Genomic DNA, 19,943 nt, shown 5'->3' with positions numbered 1-19,943 from the left:
AAGCGGGATTTAATATTTTGTAAAAGACGCGTCTAAAAATTAAGCCTCTTCTTCTTTTTTCTTGTTGGTATTTCTGAAGTCGATCAAAGAAACCGCCGCACCAAAACTGGCCAAAACGATTACAATATTTACAAATAAATCTACTCCTGAAGTAACTGCTGGATTAAACATAATCTTAGTTCTTTTTAATTAACACAGCGAAGATAAATAAGAATCCACTCATCTCAAAAGTTCCTGATATCTATAACAGTCCGTGGTGTGATCATTGACCAATCCCGTGGCTTGCATATGGGCATATATGGTCGTGCTACCTACAAATTTGAACCCTCTTTTTTTTAAGTCTTTGCTCAGAGCATCCGATTCGGCAGTAGTAGCAGGTACATCTTGCTTAGTAGCCCAATGACCCACGATCGGCTGATCGCCCACAAATGACCAAATGTATTTTGAAAACGAACTAAACTCTTGCTGTACTTCCAAAAAACGTTGGGCATTGTTGACTGCTGCTCGTATCTTTTGTTCATTGCGAATGATTGCAGGATTAATCATTAAAGTCGCTATTTGAGACTCATCAAATTGGGCTACTTGATTCACCTCAAAATTGGCAAAAGCCAGCTGATACCCTGCTCTTTTTTTGAGTACCGTACTCCAGCTCAGTCCCGCTTGTGCACTTTCGAGAATCAAAAATTCGAAATGAATTTTGTCATCGTGACACGGCACTCCCCATTCCTGATCGTGATAATTTTCGTAGGCATCAAAATGGCCTAGTGCCCATTCACATTTATGCTTGTTCATACGGCTATAGATTATTTCAAATAAAAATACGTGGAAGTGCATCAATTTGGCTATTTTTCAGCGTTGATTTTATCAATAACCGAATTAAAATTTTTCTCTTTGCGTACGCACATCCAAGCACTTATCGTCTCTCTTCTTATTGTTTTCGCCCTAGCAGAAAGCTCCACCACTTTGCTTGCACAACCCTCTGGTACCCAGTGGCTAGATATGAAAAACCTGGATATTCAGCCACACTTGCCAAAGTATCTGCTATCTAGAAAATCAGTCGTATTCGTATCTGTACCTCGAAGTCAAAAAGATCCAAACGTTCGAGAAGATTGGAAAGGCCTCTCGGCCAAAGTGCACAATGCTTTCAGGCAAATGAAAATAGATGCTGTAGCCTACTACTACCTCGACGACGTATTTGCCAGTCCTGATGTAAGCGAATCCTTTGCTAGGGAAATGACTGAGCGAGAAATCAAATACATCATCGTACTCGAACAATCACCCAAAAACGAAGCAGGAGTAGAGTCGTTTAAAATCACTTTAAGTGCGTATAACGATGCTCCAACTTTTATTTCTGAAAAACAAAAAGCCTGGCAAACCGAAGGCCCTGTACTCGATGTGATTCTCTCTGAAATGCGCAAGGACGTGTACCGCGCCGAAATGGAACTGGAAAATTACCTAATCCTAGACATTCCAGAATTTTTTAACGACACCCAGATCATCAAAGGAAGACGCATTCCTACCTATGCACTAGACCTGAAAGTAGACAAGCTCGTCGTCCCCAAATTTCAAAAATATATAATGGAAGACAGTGCGGCACTTGACGCCGCTACACGCCAAAAAATCGCTGCTTACAATCTCGAAGTAGATCGAAAAAATGAAAGACTCATCGAGATCATGAAAGACTATCCGCTAGACTATGTGCTATTCGATAGTTCGAACGACGATGATATATACAATGCTGGCTATCAATTTTCCTTGCTTACTATACATGGCACTGGCAAAACCGTAAAGCAAATACTCAACTTTGATACCGATCCCTACGAGACCGACTATGTTACGATCCAAGCAAGCAGCGCACTCAATACTTTACCAGTAGATGCTGTCGTCTACAAATACTACGTCAAGCATGTCTATACCAAAGATGTGTACCTTGGATCGAGATGGGATGCCGATCTCACTTGGGAACAGGCCTTAAAAAATTTCATCTTTCACATGAAAGATATCTTGAAAGTACAATAAATCCCTACTTTATAAAGCTCTCTTTTGGCACTTCATTTGACTAGTAAATTTGTTTATGAATGGCATTAACCGCTATATTAGCCTAAATATAAAAACTATGAAAAGTACAGGAGTAAAGTTTGGATGGATACTGTTTTTGTTTGTGGCGCTGTGGTCGCAACATAGTCTGGCTCAAGAAGCACCATTTCAACTCAACCCAGGTGATAAAGCGCTAAACTTCAAAAGCGTAGATCAGAATGGAGAAACTTTCGAACTATACGAGGCCCTGAAAAAAGGCCCTGTAGTTTTGATGTTTTATAGGGGGTTTTGGTGTCCACATTGCAACAAACAATTGTCGCAAATGGAGGACTCTCTCAACTTCATTACCGAAAAAGGAGGTATCGTAGTAGCCGTCACTCCAGAGCAACCGGAGAGTGTTCAAAAGACAGTAGACAAAACAGGTGCTTCGTTCAAAATCCTATACGACCAAGACCTGGCCATCATGAATACCTACCATGTAGCATTCAAACTCGAAGAAGCTATCTTGGAAAAATATAATAACTGGGGTATAGATCTAGCCGTGACCAATGGCGACAACGGACCAAATCTTCCCGTGCCTGCCACCTATATCATCGGCCAAAACAAAAAAATATTATACGCTTTCTTCGATCCAGATTATAAGAAGAGGGCAACCGTAGGTAAAATCTTACAGAATTTATAAGTTTGATACATTATGCTGACACCACTACAAATTAAGAAGCTTTCTCATTTTTTCAACATCCTCGATTTTGATAAAAATGGATCTATCGAATCTGACGATTTCGAAGCTATAGGCGAAAACTTGGCCATCATTCGAGACATCGATCTCGATACCCCAGACTACGAAGTAATCATGGGTATGACCAAAGGCATCTGGAACAAATTAGTACCATATGTGGAGAATGAGCAGGGCACACAGCAACAATGGTTGCAGTTTATGACCGTGCTTCTCGACCCTAAAAACCTTGACTCATACAAAAAATACCTACACAATTTCGTAACAACTCTCTTCAAGTTATTTGACATCAACGATGACGGCTATATTTCACAAACGGAGTATATCGACCTTTTCATTGGTATGAGAATAGAAGTGCGATTTGCCCCTAAGGCATTTAGAAATTTGGATACCAATCAGGACGGTCGCTTGTCTGCTGAGGAATTGATCAAATCAGTGGATCAGTTTATGCGCAGTGACAACCCTAACGCTGCAGGCAACTGGTTATTTGGAGGCTGGGAAGAAAGCAAAGTTTAAGACTTTGCTTTTTTAGAACCCGTCGTCCTCATCTTCTTCTAATTCTTCAAACGTATTGTAGTCTTCCTCTTTAGGTTGTATTTCCTCTTCTGGGGTATCCGTTACTTCCTCGATGGTCTGATAGATATCTTCTTCTAGGTGTGTCTCCTCAGGATACTCTAGGTTGTAAGCTTCATTGATGCCATAATATCTATTACGGAAATCATTAACAAACTTCAACACCTCAAACTCATCGCCAAGAACAGTAGTATACTCCCCTAGTCCCGTGCTACTGATGGTCGAATTCTCCGCTACAAAGTTGTTAAAATCAGCATTAGAAGAGAACATCAGCAAACGCCCTTCTTCATAACTAAAAAAGTACCAAGTAGATGGAGCAATTTGCAGAAACAAGTGTACGATATCATCGCCTGTATCTGACTTTTTGATTTCCATAAAACCATCTGAAAGAGCATTGATGTCTGTTTCCAAAATATGAGACAGCCCCAGCTTCGATGTATTATAAAACGCTCGATGTTTGTGCGACCAAGACAAATTCACATTGGAAATAAATAATGTTTTAATCAACTTAGACGAACTTTCCACCATAGCCGTGTATTCATTCATGGATTGATTTTCATAATCTTTAGTTTCTTCATCGCCGATCATATCTGCCAGCTTATACATCACCTCGATGTTGTTGCCATGTGCAGGCTCTGGCCCTATCTGCGCCACTACATCGGTGATGTTGGCCGTCATAGCATTAATCACAGTGGGGTGTAGTTTCATCTGGAACCCAATCATAGCATCCATGAAATAAGTATTAGAATCTGGCTTAGCAAAACCTAAAGCTGTGGTCTCCATCGAAAACTCTGGTTTGTTTTTAATTAAGTCCAAAGGTCCTTCAAACAGCAATTGACCCGTGTTGTCATTGTATATAAAACTACGACCAGCATAGGTGTGGTTTTCTGTCTTAGAAAGATCTTCTATTCTGAATTCTGACAATGAATCGTTATAAGTAAGAAGCCCACCTGCTTTAAAAATATATTCATCGGCGTCACGGATTTTATCCTGAACATAGGCCATGTACAAATCATAGGTTACACTGTTGTACAACAGCCCCGCTACTACGGGCTGACCTGTAGTCGTAGTGGCAGTATCTATATCTATGACTACCTCATCTTGTCCTTCGGGTACCGAATAATTAATCCAATAATCGAACGAGCCAAGACTTTTAATATTAGGCTTCACCTGACCATCCATTTTTAGGTTTTTTCGATCGGCATACATCGTGACGTCTCCCGCAAAGAAGAACCCTGGAGAAGGTTGCAGCTTTTGAGATTCTAACACCGTACCTCCTGATACCGTCATACTGTCGTATTTATTTTTCCCTACTTGGAAGCCTTGCAATTCGAAGCTATCAAATTTGATTGCAAATGTATCTTGTGCCGAATTTACCAACTCATACGTGGCATACCCTTCAAATTTCTTACTTGAGATCACGGTAATGTTTCCGTCAAACAAATTATGATAGCCGTTGAGGGTGTCAATTTTCAATTTGGCGTTTTCGAATGGTCTCAAGACGGCATTTTCATAAATGGTTGTTTCATTGTTGTCTGGAATAACCTCTGCATCGGCTACTTTGATATAAGGGATTCCCTGAACATTGAGTTCATATGAATTGATGTCGTAGATAGCGTTGGTCGCATTGAAAGCCAAAGAATCCAACTCTTCTCGGGTAGTATAAAAATATGACGAAGAAATATCGACTGCATCAGGTTTTGTCATCGCCACTCGATCTGAATCGAGATACCAAGTGGCCTCCGTAATTGAGGTTTTCATCTGAGCATACGGAAAACTAATGGCTGCAACTCCCTCTTCCTCTGGTCTCACTGAAGCAATATTATCCAGTAGGTTAAAGTCGAGCGACACGTCATCTCCTTTCATGGCAGGTTTGTCAGGGTTGTCTGTCAAGATTTCAAAATCCGCATGCCTACCAGAGTATTCATACTGACTAAAATGAAATTCACTTGACACAGATTTGGATCCTCTCGAAAGCATCGTACCTGATCCATATACTCCTGCAGCAGTAATATTGGCCTTACCGTCGAGCGATGCCGTAGAATTATAAAACTGAAAAGGCTCTTCTCTGTTGGCGATATACATACTGTCTTTGAGTGGCTTCCAGAGCATTTTGTAGTTGGCCAATACCGCTTCTGGGTAAGAAGCAGCATCCATTTGTCCTTCTTTGATCACCCCTTCTTGCCCTACTGCAGAGACCGAATCTGGGTAGAAAATAAAATCATCAGAGATCACTGTAGTCGTTCTGTAATCGATTCGCCCATCAGCTCTCAACCCATCACTATTCAACGATATGCTATCGTAGAGCACTCCTTCTCCTTCATAGAGCGGATAGCCTCCTGGTGGTATCACGTGCTCAAACCCTAGCGAACGGTCAGGCATAATGATCAAGTCCTGCTCTATAGGCGGAATGATTCCCCCTGAATGAAACGTACCTTTGAATGCTATACCTGCGGCATCTTCTCGGTTGATACTGTCCATTTCAAAAGGCGGAACGACAAAATATACCGACTTGTCGTAAGCACCATTCAATACATCTGGCCCGTCGAAATAAACAATGGCCTCCGAATCTGAGACAAAATATGGATATTGAGCATATCTACGCACCCCTGCCTTGTTTTTAGGATGATTGATGTACAGCGTACCAGAGGTCTGTGTCAGGTGGTTGCTCAATGAGGTCTTGTGTACTTCGCCCCCTTCGTGAAAGTCTACCTGAATTCTAATAGAATCGATTTCTGGCATTTGGATCAAATATTCATCGTAATTGAAGAAAAATTTTCGTCCACGATATTGAAAATCACCTGCATTAACCCCTCCGCTAAACCTTATGTTTTTGTCTTCGAGTAGTGTGATTCTACTCGAGTCTGGGGTAATTCGCACATCTTGATCTGGTGTGACCACGATACGAGTCACGCCCCGAACCTCCATCTCCCCTGTTTCAAAATTAAGTGAGGCGTTTGGGCCATTTGGGTTCAACGAAGAAATGAGAATGTTGTCAAAATCTTTTTGTTTGGTATAGGCCATCACATAGTGAAAAGCTTTACGAAGCACCGTGATTTGGAGATTTTCTTCGTCGAATAGTATATAGTTGTTTTGCTTCAAAAACTCCATTGCAGGCAAAGCCAGTCCTGGTTTGATTTTAAAGTGTTCCTGCATCTCCATCAGGTTGTATTCAGGGCTTTGCACCAACCGGGCAAACTCTACTACTGCTCTGACTGGATGAAACTCAAACAAGCCCGTCATTTTTTTATACCTCAGCGGATTAAAATATTCTTCTGATTCGAAAAGTGCAGGCACTCTGTTTTTGGCATTCAATATAGAAATATCAATACTGTCGGCCTTTAAATTCCACTTGAGCATATCGGCCTTAAACTCCAATTTAAAAAAGGAAGAAAAGTAGTAAGTATTCTTATAAGCCCCCTTGTCTTTCAAAAGCGTAAGCTGAGCACTGCCCTGATCATAAGAAAAGCGTACAGCATGATGGTAGATTGAATCATTGCCGTGATGCAATACAAACCCAGCTTGATTAGATAAAATCAAAGAATCTACAAATGAATACTCTACTGCCTTGGCTACAAATGATCGCCCATTGCCATCTGTCACTTCTACTGTAGATGGCACTTTGGATACAGATGTCCCATATTTTCTAGCGCCTTTGATAGCATACCCTCCAAGGTATTTGAGTCGCTCTCCTGGTAAACTCAGTGCATGCGTTGAATGATGCGATATAAACTGTGGATACATTTTTTCTTCATGAGGAAGACGCTTGCCACTTTTGAAATAAAAAGCACCAGGTATTTCACCTTCAAACAAGCCCGTATATTTCAATTTTGCCCTTGACGTTTTCAAAACAGGCTTACGTACGTTGAAAGAATATCCTTCTAATAAGACCACCGCTCCATCGGTTCCTCGTAAGTCATCTGGCCAATCGAGTTCTCCAGAAGTACCTACAAAAACCTGCTCTTTAATCAAAAATGTGCCTGAAGCATTGGTAATCGAAAGCGTATCGTATGGGGTGGCTATTTTGAAATCAATACCTGTAAGCTGCAGTACTGGCCCCGCTAATACAGGGTCTATATCATTGGCTTTCATTTCAGCCACGAGGTCTATTTTTTCCAATGAAAAAGTCTGGCGTTGTAGCACTGTAGGCTTATCTTCTACTACTGTTTCCTCTTCCTCTGCATAAAAATCATCGGAACTACTATTGTTGCCCCAACTATCGTCACTACCCCAGCCATCATCCGAACCCCAGCCATCGTCGCTACCCCAACCATCGTCCGATCCCCAATCATCTGAGCTGGTAGATTCTTCTACTACTTCTGTAGGGATTTCATCTTCTGTAATGTACCCGTCATCCTCCACTACTTCTTCGCCCTCTTCTGTATCTACTACGGGCAAAGTCTCGGCAAGGAGCTCTACCTTATAGGAACCTCCTTTGGTCGAGAGCTTATTGTAATGCGTATGGTACAGCGCACCTCTGGCAAAAAAGAAAGTTAGTGTTTTATAAAAATCCTCTACCTCATACTTGGTGTAATGATCTACAGCATAATGACAAACGTCTAGGGTATTTGATATTTCATCAGATTTGGCACCTTCTTGCGTAATGGCGTAAGTGATGAGGCTAAAAAAGTATTCGTAATAAGGGCGTGTGCTAAACCGCCGATCTTCCATCTTGCGACACAGCTCAATAACGGAAGCTTTCTGTTCATCGTTAAAATTAGCCCTCCAAGCATTTCTAAAATCGTAAGCGACTTTCTTGGCCGATTCGGTATCTATAGCATTCAAATTCTTCACCGCATCCTCCACGAATTGATCGGGTTCGTGAGAAAACCTGAAGTATTGGGCTTGAGTTAAACTTGCCGAAAGAGTGAAAAAAAGAAGAAGGTATATACGTCTATGCCAGACCATGCAATGCTATTCTGAATCAACTGCTAAAGATAGTAAACCGATTGTGATATGCTATGCGCTTTATCAGTATTTACTGAACATCAACGCCGTCCAGTTATCTTTTATTACTGACTTTTCTAGCAAAAGACCATATGAGTCGGTACTCTTTTTTATATCAGGGATATCTTCTTCATAAAAGCCACTCAAATACAACTTGGCTCCTTTTTCTAAAAGGATTGCATAATGTGGCATTTCATCCAGCAGCACGTTCTTGTTGATGTTGGCTATCACCACGTCGTAGCTCGTTTTATTGAGTGTGAGCACTTCGATCGCACCTTTATGATAGACCACCTCATTTAGCCCATTGAGGGCAAAATTCTCCAAGCCGTTTTCTACACACCACTGGTCTATATCTGTGGCTTCCACATACGCTGCGCCCAGTTTGGCCGCCATGATCGCCAATATACCCGTACCAGATCCTACGTCTAGCACTGTCTTGCCTTCAAAATCTCCATCGAGCTGTAGCTCCAGCATGCCTTGAGTAGTGGCATGATGCCCCGTGCCAAAAGACATTTTGGGCGTAATCACTATCTCATGATCATAAGCATCATCTGGCTCGTGAAAAGTGGCTCGTACCCTGCACCGTGTATCCACAGCAATAGGGTCGTAGTTTTTCTCCCACTCTTCATTCCAGTTTTGCTTTTCTATGGTTTCTATCTTGTATTCGATCTGTGCTATGGGCAGGTAGCGATCCACCATCTCTCTCAGATCACTTTCTGAAAAACGCTCAGTCAAAATATAAGCATCCACGCCTTGATCTGTCTCTTCGAAAGTGTCAAACCCCATCTCGCCAAGTTCGGCAGTGAGAATATCAGCAAATTCACGGTTGGTTTGAAATGTAATTTTTGTAAATGTCATCTATCTGTTGCAGCCGGCAAAGGACGCGTAATCGGTGTAATACACTGCGAAATCTGCCATATATCTGTCTTTTTCAAAGTATATGTAAACATCAGCAAAATCTCGATCATCCACAAAAGACCAATGACCTACCTCATCGGCATACAGCGAATTCTCTTCTTCAAAAATAAGAATATCAGCAAAGGCCTCAGAATCATCCTCATACACTCTAAAATGAGCATAATTAGGATTAGACTCTATATAAATTTTTCCGTAGACTTCACAAGGATCTAATTGACCCTGTACCGCTACTGGCCAATTCCATATCAGTAAGGTTATGATAAATGAGATCATCCGTATTTCTTATTTTTAATCTGTTTTAATTTTCTTCAGGTTATTCCAAATTCTTCAGATCGATAAAACATTACTATTATGATATAGTAAAGGTGCACATTAAGCAATCAAAGAAATTTGGATCATACTTATTTTACATAGAAAAAAGTATGGTCCAAAAAAACGGGAAAATGTTGTTTAACGCACCTAAACTCAGAACGCGTTGACAATCGCTAGGAAGTCATCTGCATTCAAAGAAGCGCCTCCGATCAGTCCGCCGTCTACGTCTGGCCCTTCAAATATCTCCTTCGCGTTGGAAGGCTTGCAGCTACCGCCGTATAGGATCGGGCAAGCGTCCGCTGCTGCCTGACCAAACTGGCTCGCCAAGTGGCTTCTCAATTCTGCGTGCATTTCTTGTGCTTGTGCCGAAGTGGCTGTTTTGCCCGTACCAATCGCCCAAATTGGTTCGTATGCAATAGATATTTTAGCAAAATCTTCAGCAGATAAATGAAATAGACTCTCGGTCAATTGTTTTTTCACATAGTCGTACTGCGTATCAGCTTCTCTAATTTCCAACGGTTCTCCACAGCAAAAGATAGGAGTCAAGTCATTGGCTAATGCCAAATCCAATTTAGCAGCCAGCTGCTCGTTGGTTTCGTTGAAATATTCTCGTCTCTCGCTATGCCCCAGAATCACATAGTTGACTCCTGTAGATTTAATCATTTCGGCAGAGACCTCTCCTGTATAAGCACCAGACGCCTTGTCGCTACAGTTTTGAGCTGCCACTTCGATTCCCTTTTGGCCTACGACAGATACTGCCAAGGTAGTCAAATGAATGAAAGGCGTACCCAACACGATTTGTGCCTCTTCGTTGCCTGTGGCTTTTTCCAGTACTTCTAGCGCCAATTTTTTGCCCGCTTCCAGGTCATTGTTCATTTTCCAATTTCCCGCTACTATTTTCTTTCTCATTGTGTGTTTATTAATAAATGTGAATTTTCGCTGAACAAAGTTGCAATAATTATGGCATTAATTGATAATATTTCATCATTTTAGCGTATTGGTTGAATTGGCCAGATTTTATTCAATCTCTATAGCGCACGATCCAAAAGCATTTTTCTTGAAATTCTTAATCCCTGATCAATGGACAAAAGACACACCTATGACTTTGGCGTAATTGGCAATTGTGCTTATACCGCCCACATCAAAACGGACACCAACATCTCATGGATGTGCTGGCCCAGATTCGACAGTAGCTTTATTTTCGGCAAACTGATCGACGACGAAAAAGGAGGTGAGTTTTCGGCTCTGCCAGCCGAAGGAGATTTTGAATCCAAACAATACTATCTCGAAAATACTAATGTACTCTGCACCGAAATAGAATGTGCCACGGGCAAATATCGAGTAACGGATTTTGCGCCAAGATACCTCCAGCACGAGCGCAGCTACAAACCACTGATGCTCATCAGAAAAATAGAACCTATTTCGGATCACCCTAACATCAAAGTAGTGTGTGACCCTGTAGGCGACTATGGTAAAACTCGCCCAGAGCGCAGCATGGGTAGCAATCACATTCGCTACATCGGACTAGACTCTCAGGTACGCCTGACCACCAACATCTCGTTGAGCTACTTGATGAATGATCAGGATTTCGTGCTCAACGAAACAAAATATTTGATCCTCACTTTTGGGCCTCCACTAGAGTCGGATCTGAAAGAAACTGCTGAGCTATTCCTCAACCGTACGGTCAACTATTGGCACAAATGGGTGAAAACGGCCAGCATTGCCAATTTTTACCAAAAAGCGGCGATCCGCTCGGCATTGATTTTGAAAATTCACCAGTATGAAGATACTGGTGCCATCGTAGCGGCTACCACTACGAGTTTGCCTGAGTCGCCAGGCTCTACACGAAATTGGGATTATCGCTTCTGCTGGATGCGAGATACCTTTTATACGCTCAATGCCTTCAACAACATTGGTCACTTTGAGGAATTAGAAAAATATTTTCACTACATCATGAACATCACCAGTGGCGAAAACGATCGCTACCAACCGTTGTTTGGGATAGGTGGAGAAAAAGATTTGATCGAGATAGAAACCGACTTGAAAGGCTACCAAGGCAATCAGCCTGTACGTGTGGGCAATCAGGCCTATGAGCATATTCAGAATGATGTGTACGGTCAGGTACTCCTTTCACTTTTGCCACTGTACTATGATCAGCGGATTTTATTTACCGAAAGGTATGATTCTGGCGATTTGATTTTCAAAACACTGGGACTGATCGAAAAGACCATGGAGCAGACCGATGCGGGGCTTTGGGAGTTTAGAAACCTAAGCCAGGCGCATTGCTATACTTACCTATTTCACTGGGCGGGTAGCTTGGCAGCAGAAAAAATCGCCGTAGTACTGAAAGATGAAAAAATGGGCAAAATGGCTCAAAGGCTAGGCAAAATGGCCAAAGCTAAAATCGAGCAATGCTACAGCGCCAGCAAAATGGGCTACAGTCAGGCCATCGGCACAGAACGTATGGATGCCAGCTGTCTGCAGCTGATCAACATGAATTATCTAGACAATAATTCTGAAAGAGCCAAATTGCACTTGCAAGCGATGGAAAAAGACCTAAAAGCATCCAATGGCTTATTTTATAGGTACAAGCATCAGGATGATTTTGGCGAGCCAGAGACTACGTTCTTGATTTGTGCTTTCTGGTATGTAGAAGCGCTGGCCTGTGTAGGCCGAGTAGACGAAGCGGTAGAGTACTTCGACAATCTGGTCGGCTACTCCAACCACGTAGGACTGCTCAGCGAGGATGTAAACGAAAAGGACGGCAGCATGTGGGGCAACTTCCCGCAGGCCTATAGCCACGTAGGACTTCTCAACGCTGCACATAGAATCGCCAAGAAATTGGATATGCCGGATTTTAGGTAAAGAATCCCCCTAGCCTCCTTTTAAAAAAGGGGAACAAAACTCCCACCTTGTAAAAGGGGGCTAGGGGGGGATTGAAATTGCACTTCACTCCATAATTTGCTAATTTCAATCTATGCCTAACAATAAATACCTTAAGCCCTATGCACGGAAGCTTAGAAACAACAGCACGCCAGAAGAAATAAAACTCTGGTCGGAGGTGCTTCGAGCGAGAGGCTTCTATGGCCTACAATTCAACAGACAATTCCCGATTGATAAATACATAGCTGACTTTGTATGTCGGAAACTTCATTTGGTTGTGGAACTGGATGGGCGATCACACGATGATAAGAAAGAGGCAGATCGAATACGAGATGAGACACTAGCGAAATTGGGTTATTGTACACTTCGAATAGCCGAATCGGATGTGATGCACGATTTGAATAATGTGATTCGGTCGTTAGAAGCTGAGTTGCCAGAGGATTGAACATTAAATGGAAGACTCCATCAAAGGCAAATAAACCCTAAAAGTAGTACCCTGTCCCTCTTCACTTTCGACCTCAATCTTGCCTTTGTTGAGCTCGACGAACTCGTGGACAAGCGTGAGCCCTAGGCCGACACCTTTCTCACCACCTGTACCCCAGCGACTGCGCTCACCTTTGAAGTCGAAGAGGTGTTGCATCTTTTCTTTGGGTATGCCGATTCCAGAGTCCTTGACAGTCAGTACCGCCATATTGAGATCGTATGAAAGCGCTAAGTCTACGTGGCCGCCTTCTGGGGTAAACTTGATCGCATTGCTCAATAGGTTTCTGATGATCGTAGACACACTGTTTTTATCGGCCGTGATCGTTACTTTTTCTTTGACCTTTTCGGTCAGGGTGATTTGCTTGGCAGTAGCCAGATTCTCCATGATGCTCAGGTTCGAATTGCAAAGCTCATGGAGTTTGATTTCTTCAGGCTTGTATGGCATGCGGCCTTGCTGACTCATGGCCCATTCTAGCAAGTTGTCGAGTAGGGTAGACACCTCTTTAGAGGACGTGTCGAGTAGGCCGCTGAGTTTGAGCAATCCAGCCTTATCGTCTGTTTCTACCATCATATGGATCAGCTGAGAAACCCCCTGAAAATTGCTGATCGGCCCTCGGATATCATGAGAGATGATGGAGAAAAATTTGTCCTTCGTGCGGTTCACATCTTCCAACTGATCGCGCTGTGCAGCGATGATGCGTCGTCTTTGTTTTACGATTCGAATCGCACGCACCTTTACTCGATAGACTTTGAGCAGCGCATAGGTCAGGCATAAGACCAATACCAATATGACGATCACACTCCACAATACAATCTGATTGTTCCTCGCTTGTTCATTGAGTAGGTCTACTTCTGTTTGTTTCAGGTCTACTTCGGCTTGTTTTTGGCCCACCTCATATTCGGTGCGTAGATCGGCCATTTTTCGGATCACTTCATCATTGTTGATACTATCTCGATAGGTGATGTATTGGCTTTGGTAGTTGTAGGCTTTGCGATAGTCTCCCTGAGTTTGATAGAGCTCTGAAAGTTTGAGGCTGGCGTCTCGGATTCTTTCTTGGAGACCGTCCTCTATGGCATAGCCTAAGGCTTCGTTCAAATATTTCTTTGCCGACGAGTAGTTTCTTTTCTTGAGATAAATATCTCCCATCTCGATTTGAAACTCGGTGATGGCATAGGAATCCTCAAGGTCATTTAATATAACTATTGCCTCTGACAACTGTGTCTCTGCTAGTTTGGTTTTTCCTTGTTTGGCATAAACTAATCCGGCATTACCTAGATTATATGCTTTGCCAATTAACACATCTTGGATTTCAAAAATTTGCCCAGATTCACCGTAGAGTAACAATGCACTATCATAGTTATCAATCAGATAATATCCATAACCTGTATTGAGTAGTGCAGTAGCAAGAGTAACAGAATCAGATGTTGTTCTCAATACTTCAATAGCCTCTTTTCTATAAAGAAGGCCTTTGTGATGGTCATTATTGTTTGCATATACCTCACCAATTGACAACAATGCACCTCCAACTCCTGCCCTATAGTCAATTTTTTTTGCAGCTTCTGAGCTTTGGAAGTAGGCTGCAATAGCCTCATCAAGATTCCCTTGTCGCCTCAGTGCACTTCCTTTTTGCATATACCCTCTATGCAGCCAGAGATAGTTTGTGTCTTCTGATGCTAATACAATCAGTTTTTGAGCATATTGAAGCCTCTCTTCAGGTTTGGTTGATTGCTTGGCAATTTTTCTTAAAATTTGAAATTCATCAATTCTAGTAAGCCCTCCTTTTTTATAAAGGCTCAGTAAACTATCTGCTTCCTTTTGATTTTGAGCATGACTCAATAGTACAGTAAAAAAAAAACCTATGATTAGATAGGTTTTTTTACAAATTGTTATATTTTTCATTTTAAGTGTCTACATCTAGTGCAGGATCCAAAGTATAAGGATTCCCATTGGAAACGAAATCAATATAATAATTTTCAGACTCGCCTGAGATTCCAGCAACAGTGCCAACCCAAGCGTTAGAGCTAGATGGAAGGGGATTAAATACACCATCAGTACCTCCTTCGTATCGAAAAGCGCTGTAGGCTACAGGAGTTGTATTATCCTTAGCTTTAATGTTAAAGGTAACAGTATCTCCATGTTTTGCATTTATAGTAAAGTCAGTACTTCCATCTGGATCACCAGCAGAATCGTGTAAAGCGCAAGCTTGTGCAGGGGTTGACCCTGACGCCAAGGCAGCCGTATCAACTGTCATGGTTACATTAATGTTTGCCATAAGTATTATGGTTATGTTTTAAAGTTAAAAATAAAATTAATTGAGTACAGGCGGAATCCTAATATTAATCAATGTCGAGGAAAAACAAAGCGGTTTGTGTGAGATGAAATGATGAATTTATCGAAGTCTTACTTGAATACAATTTGAACTTGTGATTGTGCTCTTTTTACTGAAACAAACTCAGGTATTGATCGAAGACATAATTTTTCCCTCGTTTGCTGCCTGTGAATTCTTTGATAATACCTAGCTGTACAAGGTCGTCGATGAGCTTGTAAGCAGAGGGCAATGACAATTCTGTCAATTTTTTGAGTTGCTTGGCATTGATCATAGGATGACGATATAGCTCCAACATCACTTTTTGAGCATTATTGGCTCTGGCTCCTAATGTTTGTAGATTTTGGTCTATTTCTCGTTGCAGTTTGAGAATCCCGTCGAAGGTTTGAATACTACTTTTAGCCGTTTCGATCACGCCTGTCAAAAAGAATTTGAACCACTGATTGAGATCATTCTTTTCTCGCACCCTCATCAAGTTGTCATAATATAACGTTCGGTTTTTTTCAAAAAAATCAGATAAATAGAGAATCGGCTGCTTTAATATTTGCTTCTCTACGAGATAGAGCGTGATCATGGTTCGACCCACTCGCCCATTGCCATCCAAAAATGGATGTATCGTTTCAAACTGATAATGAATCAGCGCGATTTTTAATAAATCAGGAAAAAAGAAATCCCCGTTGTGAGCAAATTTTTCCAAATCGCTCATGTATTCATCAATGGTATGATGGGTGGGGGGAATGAAAGTGGCGTCGCTTATAGTAGCTCCACCAATCCAGTTTTGACTGGATCTAAATTCACCAGGAAGTTTGTGTTTACCACGTACCCCTTGCAACAAGATTTGATGCGTATGTTTGATCAACCTAGTTGAAAAAGGTAAATTTTGCAGTTTATCAATCGCTGATTTAAGTGCTGAAATGTAATTTTGAACTTCTTCCCAGTCATTCCTCTTTTCTTCACGAATTTCAGATTTCTCTAAGAGCGCTTCTTCGATATTGGTTTGTGTGCCTTCGATTTTGCTGGATTTGGTGGCCTCCTTTAGCACATGCATGCTAATGAAAAGCTCAATATTAGGAACGTACTCCGAGTACATGTCTAATCTTCCTAGTTGTCTATCTGCCTGACCGAGCAAACTCATCAACTCCATATCAGTGATTTGCCAAGGCTTATTGATCAGCTCTGGCTGAAAACTTTTGTAGCTTCCTTGACTTTGATAGTTTCCTGATTTGAAAGTTCGCATCTTAACTTTTTACTGATTTCTTTATTAGCGGATCTTCTTAATAAAGAAATATAGCAAATGCTTTATTAAGAACGCTCATTAATAAAGTTTTTTGCAAAAAACTTTATTAATGAGCGTTCTTATAAGAAAATATTCTTAACGCTTTAATTCCTATGAATGACCTTCCTTTGGGTACGGGATCAGCAGAAGATTACTTCAAATACTCGAATGTACCATTCTCTGTAGTAATGGTGGCTTTGGTCTGCTCTGACGACTCCACTCGCCCAATGATTTGAGCAGGTACGCCAAAGGATTCTGAAATTTGAATCAAATCTTGAGCGATCGCTTCAGGAACATAGAGTTCCATACGGTGACCCATATTGAATACCTTATACATTTCTTTCCAATCCGTGCCGCTTTCAGCATGGATCAATTTGAAAAGTGGAGGAATCTCAAACAGGTTGTCTTTGATCACATGCACGTCATTTACAAAGTGTAGCATTTTGGTCTGCGCACCGCCACTGCAGTGTATCATGCCATGAATCTGGCTGCGGTAGTTTTCAAGCATTTGCTTGATGATCGGTGCATAGGTACGTGTAGGAGAGAGTACCAATTTGCCTGCATCCAAAGGCGAACCTTCCACCTTGTCCAACAAGTCTTTCGATCCAGAATAGATCAAATCGGCTGGCACCGAAGGATCGAAACACTCTGGGTATTTCTCCATATATTTTTTGGCAAATACATCGTGACGAGCAGAAGTCAGCCCATTGCTGCCCATGCCTCCGTTGTATTCGCTTTCATAGGTGGCTTGTCCATAAGATGCCAATCCTACGATCACATCGCCACCTTGGATATTTTCATTGGTAACTACATCGGCCCTTTTCATTCGGCCGATCACGGTGCTGTCTACTACTACCGTTCTGACTAAATCTCCTAAGTCGGCAGTTTCTCCGCCCGTCGAGCGAATGTCCACGCCATTGTCGCGAAGCATCTGCAAGACTTCTTCCGTGCCTTCGATTAGTGCCGTTAGAACTTCTCCGGGAATCAAGTTTTTATTTCTACCAATCGTAGAAGAGAGGAGGATATTATCTACTGCTCCCACACAAAGTAGATCGTCTGTATTCATGATGACCGCATCCTGAGCAATGCCTCTCCAAACGGACAAGTCACCCGTTTCTTTCCAATACATGTAAGCCAGCGAAGACTTGGTGCCCGCGCCATCTGCGTGCATGATGTTGCAGTAGGCCTCATCACCTGCCAGCATATCAGGCACGATCTTACAAAAGGCATTTGGAAATACGCCCTTGTCGATGTTTTTGATGGCATTGTGTACGTCTTCTTTAGAGGCGGATACGCCTCGCTGCATGTATCTTTCGTTCATCACGAATTGGTATTTAGGATTCGATCGCAAAGCTAATAAACTCTGTCTTCGAATCTATATTTCTCAATGGATTGGATTGGCTTATCAAGATTTTAATACTAACGTAAGATTTTATTTAGATTTAAACATTAAGCCTAAATTCTATGTAATTCAGCTAAAAATTAGCCCATAATTAGCAAAAGGATATAAATTTAGGAAGCATTGAAATGAACGATTACAAAGACAAATTAACATGTTGACAAAAATAGAAAACCTCAGTGAGTACTTTTTGGCTTATGAAAAAAGCATAGCCAATCCCGAAACCTTCTGGGAACGTGTAGCCAATCAATTTTTTTGGCGAAAGAAATGGGATCGTGTGGTCGATTACGATTTTGAAAAAGCAGAGGTGAAGTGGTTTGAAAATGCCAAACTCAACATCACCGAAAATATGCTGGAGCGCCATTTATACACCATTGGCGACAAGCCAGCCATCATCTGGGAACCCAACGATCCCAAAGAGGCGGGCATCACACTCACCTACCAGCAACTCTTCGAAAAAGTATGTGAGTTTTCTAATGTCCTGCTCAACAATGGCGTGAAAAAAGGCGATCGTGTGATCATCTACATGCCCATGATCCCCGAAGCAGCCATCGCCATGATGGCCTGTGCTAGAGTAGGTGCCGTGCATTCCGTAGTATTTGCGGGCTTTTCGTCCTCTGCTCTTGCAGACCGAATCATCAACTGTGAGGCCAAAGTAGTTTTGACTTCAGACGGAAACTTCCGAGGTGCTAAAAGTATTCCTGTAAAGGCCGTAGTAGACGAAGCACTAGAAAAATGCACCACCATCGAAAAAGTGATCGTGGTAGAACGAACCAAAACTGAAGTAACGATGCAAGCGGGTCGCGATCTTTGGTGGCACGAAGAAACAGCCAAGGCAGAAAAGACACACAAAGCAGAAGTAATGGACAGCGAAGACATGCTCTTTATCCTCTACACTTCTGGGTCGACTGGTCAGCCCAAAGGCGTGGTACACACAACGGGCGGCTACATGGTTTACACTCAGTTTTCATTTCAAAATGTGTTTCAATACAATAGTGACGATGTGTATTGGTGTACTGCCGATGTAGGCTGGATCACTGGGCATTCGTATATCGTATACGGGCCATTGCTCGCTGGTGCTACCACGGTCATGTTCGAAGGAGTGCCTACCTACCCAGACGCTGGGCGCTTTTGGGAAATCATAGACAAATATCAAGTCAATCAATTTTACACAGCACCTACGGCGATTAGAGCTTTGCAAGCGTATGGACTAGACCCTGTGCTACCTTATAAACTAGACTCTCTAAAAGTGCTAGGCTCTGTAGGTGAGCCGATCAACGAAGAGGCTTGGCACTGGTACCACGATCATATCGGAAAAGGCAAGTGCCCAATCGTAGATACCTGGTGGCAGACCGAAACTGGCGGCATCATGATCTCTCCCTTGGCGGGGCTTACGCCAACCAAACCGGCCTATGCTACACTACCCCTGCCAGGCATCAGGCCTGTGATCGTAGATGCAGAGGGCAACGAACTCAAAGGCAACGGCGTAGAAGGCAACCTATGTATCAACTTCCCATGGCCATCGATGATACGCACCACGTATGGGGATCACCAGCGCTGCATCGACACCTATTTTTCTACCTACAAAGGCATGTACTTTACAGGCGACGGAGTGAGGCGAGACGAAGACGGATACTACCGAATCATGGGCAGAGTAGATGACGTGATCAATGTATCTGGCCACAGAATGGGTACTGCCGAAGTAGAAAATGCCATCAACGAGCATCCTCTCGTTGTAGAATCTGCCGTGGTAGGCTATCCGCACGACATCAAAGGACAAGGCATCTATGCCTATGTAATCTGCGATGCCGAAGGACGAACCGAAGGCAGTCTGAAAGAAGAGATCAAAGCAACGGTAAACAAAATCATCGGGCCTATAGCCAAACCTGACAAAATCCAGTTGGTGACTGGTTTGCCCAAAACCCGTTCGGGTAAAATCATGCGAAGGATTTTGAGAAAGGTAGCAGAGAATGACACGTCAAGCCTTGGAGATACTTCTACTTTGCTGAACCCAGAGGTGGTGGAAGAGATTATTAAAGGGGCGCAGTGATA

16 protein-coding genes are annotated in these 19,943 nt (G+C 42.4%); 6 read left to right on the top strand and 10 right to left on the bottom strand.

The window, feature by feature from the left end:
* Window positions 1–39 precede the first annotated feature (39 nt).
* Both N7E81_RS05565 and N7E81_RS05560 read right to left on the bottom strand, forming a co-directional pair.
* The gene (locus N7E81_RS05565) at window positions 40–171 is read right to left on the bottom strand and encodes a hypothetical protein (RefSeq protein WP_263052296.1); all 132 of its coding nucleotides are present in this window, start codon (window positions 169–171) and stop codon (window positions 40–42) included.
* 48 nt (window positions 172–219) lie between these two features.
* Window positions 220–792 (bottom strand): DNA-3-methyladenine glycosylase I, encoded by a 573-nt coding sequence (locus N7E81_RS05560; protein WP_263052295.1) that lies wholly within the window; start codon window positions 790–792, stop codon window positions 220–222.
* A gap of 99 nt (window positions 793–891) precedes the next feature.
* Between N7E81_RS05560 and N7E81_RS05555 the strand changes: the two genes are divergently transcribed.
* The 3 genes from N7E81_RS05555 (at window position 892) to N7E81_RS05545 (ending at window position 3,289) form a co-directional block, all read left to right on the top strand.
* Window positions 892–2,019 carry a hypothetical protein gene (locus N7E81_RS05555; RefSeq protein WP_263052294.1) on the top strand — a complete coding sequence of 376 codons (1,128 nt, stop codon included), beginning with the start codon at window positions 892–894 and terminating at the stop codon, window positions 2,017–2,019.
* 97 nt (window positions 2,020–2,116) lie between these two features.
* Window positions 2,117–2,719, top strand: a complete 603-nt coding sequence (locus N7E81_RS05550; protein ID WP_263052293.1) for a peroxiredoxin-like family protein — start codon at window positions 2,117–2,119, stop codon at window positions 2,717–2,719.
* 12 nt (window positions 2,720–2,731) lie between these two features.
* Window positions 2,732–3,289, top strand: a complete 558-nt coding sequence (locus tag N7E81_RS05545) for an EF-hand domain-containing protein (RefSeq protein WP_263052292.1) — start codon at window positions 2,732–2,734, stop codon at window positions 3,287–3,289.
* Window positions 3,290–3,301: 12 nt separating this feature from the next.
* Here the strand turns inward: N7E81_RS05545 and N7E81_RS05540 are convergent, their stop codons facing one another.
* The 4 genes from N7E81_RS05540 to tpiA all read right to left on the bottom strand — a co-directional run bounded on the left by N7E81_RS05540 (window position 3,302) and on the right by tpiA (window position 10,432).
* Entirely contained in the window at window positions 3,302–8,254 is a 4,953-nt protein-coding gene (locus N7E81_RS05540; protein WP_263052291.1) for a hypothetical protein, read from the bottom strand.
* Between the two features lie 63 nt (window positions 8,255–8,317).
* Window positions 8,318–9,151 (bottom strand): 50S ribosomal protein L11 methyltransferase, encoded by an 834-nt coding sequence (prmA, locus tag N7E81_RS05535; RefSeq protein WP_263052290.1) that lies wholly within the window; start codon window positions 9,149–9,151, stop codon window positions 8,318–8,320.
* The gene (locus tag N7E81_RS05530; RefSeq protein WP_263052289.1) at window positions 9,152–9,484 is read right to left on the bottom strand and encodes a DUF6150 family protein; all 333 of its coding nucleotides are present in this window, start codon (window positions 9,482–9,484) and stop codon (window positions 9,152–9,154) included.
* A 192-nt stretch (window positions 9,485–9,676) separates the two neighbouring features.
* Complete coding sequence (tpiA, locus tag N7E81_RS05525) at window positions 9,677–10,432, bottom strand: triose-phosphate isomerase (RefSeq protein WP_263052288.1); 756 nt, start codon at window positions 10,430–10,432, stop codon at window positions 9,677–9,679.
* 171 nt (window positions 10,433–10,603) lie between these two features.
* On the opposite strand from tpiA, the gene N7E81_RS05520 reads away from it, so the two are divergent.
* Window positions 10,604–12,388: a glycoside hydrolase family 15 protein gene (locus N7E81_RS05520; protein WP_263052287.1), complete on the top strand. Its 1,785-nt coding sequence runs from the start codon at window positions 10,604–10,606 to the stop codon at window positions 12,386–12,388.
* Between the two features lie 112 nt (window positions 12,389–12,500).
* Window positions 12,501–12,851 carry an endonuclease domain-containing protein gene (locus N7E81_RS05515; protein WP_263052286.1) on the top strand — a complete coding sequence of 117 codons (351 nt, stop codon included), beginning with the start codon at window positions 12,501–12,503 and terminating at the stop codon, window positions 12,849–12,851.
* Window positions 12,852–12,854: 3 nt separating this feature from the next.
* On the opposite strand, the gene N7E81_RS05510 is transcribed toward N7E81_RS05515, so the two are convergent.
* The 4 genes from N7E81_RS05510 to N7E81_RS05495 all read right to left on the bottom strand — a co-directional run bounded on the left by N7E81_RS05510 (window position 12,855) and on the right by N7E81_RS05495 (window position 17,813).
* The gene (locus N7E81_RS05510) at window positions 12,855–14,789 is read right to left on the bottom strand and encodes a sensor histidine kinase (RefSeq protein ID WP_263052285.1); all 1,935 of its coding nucleotides are present in this window, start codon (window positions 14,787–14,789) and stop codon (window positions 12,855–12,857) included.
* Between the two features lies 1 nt (window position 14,790).
* Window positions 14,791–15,162 (bottom strand): hypothetical protein, encoded by a 372-nt coding sequence (locus N7E81_RS05505; RefSeq protein ID WP_263052284.1) that lies wholly within the window; start codon window positions 15,160–15,162, stop codon window positions 14,791–14,793.
* A 166-nt stretch (window positions 15,163–15,328) separates the two neighbouring features.
* The gene (locus tag N7E81_RS05500) at window positions 15,329–16,453 is read right to left on the bottom strand and encodes a Fic family protein (RefSeq protein WP_263052283.1); all 1,125 of its coding nucleotides are present in this window, start codon (window positions 16,451–16,453) and stop codon (window positions 15,329–15,331) included.
* 190 nt (window positions 16,454–16,643) lie between these two features.
* Window positions 16,644–17,813, bottom strand: a complete 1,170-nt coding sequence (locus N7E81_RS05495; protein ID WP_263053062.1) for an AIR synthase related protein — start codon at window positions 17,811–17,813, stop codon at window positions 16,644–16,646.
* Between the two features lie 232 nt (window positions 17,814–18,045).
* Here N7E81_RS05495 and acs point away from each other — a divergent pair, with 232 nt between their 5' ends.
* Window positions 18,046–19,941, top strand: a complete 1,896-nt coding sequence (gene acs, locus N7E81_RS05490) for an acetate--CoA ligase (protein WP_263052282.1) — start codon at window positions 18,046–18,048, stop codon at window positions 19,939–19,941.
* Window positions 19,942–19,943 lie beyond the last annotated feature (2 nt).

The organism is Reichenbachiella carrageenanivorans (genome assembly GCF_025639805.1).
Lineage (GTDB): Bacteria > Bacteroidota > Bacteroidia > Cytophagales > Cyclobacteriaceae > Reichenbachiella > Reichenbachiella carrageenanivorans.
Note: the sequence above shows the minus strand (reverse complement) of the source record. Positions and strands in the feature narration are given on the sequence as shown.

What these genes read in the sequence shown, in the direction of transcription:
- N7E81_RS05505 (WP_263052284.1), bottom strand. Translation starts at nt 15,162, where the DNA reads ATGGCAAACATTAATGTAACCATGACAGTTGATACGGCTGCCTTGGCG.
- tpiA (WP_263052288.1), bottom strand. Translation starts at nt 10,432, where the DNA reads ATGAGAAAGAAAATAGTAGCGGGAAATTGGAAAATGAACAATGACCTG.
- N7E81_RS05560 (WP_263052295.1), bottom strand. Translation starts at nt 792, where the DNA reads ATGAACAAGCATAAATGTGAATGGGCACTAGGCCATTTTGATGCCTAC.
- N7E81_RS05530 (WP_263052289.1), bottom strand. Translation starts at nt 9,484, where the DNA reads ATGATCTCATTTATCATAACCTTACTGATATGGAATTGGCCAGTAGCG.
- acs (WP_263052282.1), top strand. Translation starts at nt 18,046, where the DNA reads ATGTTGACAAAAATAGAAAACCTCAGTGAGTACTTTTTGGCTTATGAA.
- N7E81_RS05565 (WP_263052296.1), bottom strand. Translation starts at nt 171, where the DNA reads ATGTTTAATCCAGCAGTTACTTCAGGAGTAGATTTATTTGTAAATATT.
- N7E81_RS05500 (WP_263052283.1), bottom strand. Translation starts at nt 16,453, where the DNA reads ATGCGAACTTTCAAATCAGGAAACTATCAAAGTCAAGGAAGCTACAAA.
- N7E81_RS05515 (WP_263052286.1), top strand. Translation starts at nt 12,501, where the DNA reads ATGCCTAACAATAAATACCTTAAGCCCTATGCACGGAAGCTTAGAAAC.
- N7E81_RS05495 (WP_263053062.1), bottom strand. Translation starts at nt 17,813, where the DNA reads ATGAACGAAAGATACATGCAGCGAGGCGTATCCGCCTCTAAAGAAGAC.
- N7E81_RS05545 (WP_263052292.1), top strand. Translation starts at nt 2,732, where the DNA reads ATGCTGACACCACTACAAATTAAGAAGCTTTCTCATTTTTTCAACATC.
- N7E81_RS05510 (WP_263052285.1), bottom strand. Translation starts at nt 14,789, where the DNA reads ATGAAAAATATAACAATTTGTAAAAAAACCTATCTAATCATAGGTTTT.
- N7E81_RS05540 (WP_263052291.1), bottom strand. Translation starts at nt 8,254, where the DNA reads ATGGTCTGGCATAGACGTATATACCTTCTTCTTTTTTTCACTCTTTCG.
- prmA (WP_263052290.1), bottom strand. Translation starts at nt 9,151, where the DNA reads ATGACATTTACAAAAATTACATTTCAAACCAACCGTGAATTTGCTGAT.
- N7E81_RS05550 (WP_263052293.1), top strand. Translation starts at nt 2,117, where the DNA reads ATGAAAAGTACAGGAGTAAAGTTTGGATGGATACTGTTTTTGTTTGTG.
- N7E81_RS05520 (WP_263052287.1), top strand. Translation starts at nt 10,604, where the DNA reads ATGGACAAAAGACACACCTATGACTTTGGCGTAATTGGCAATTGTGCT.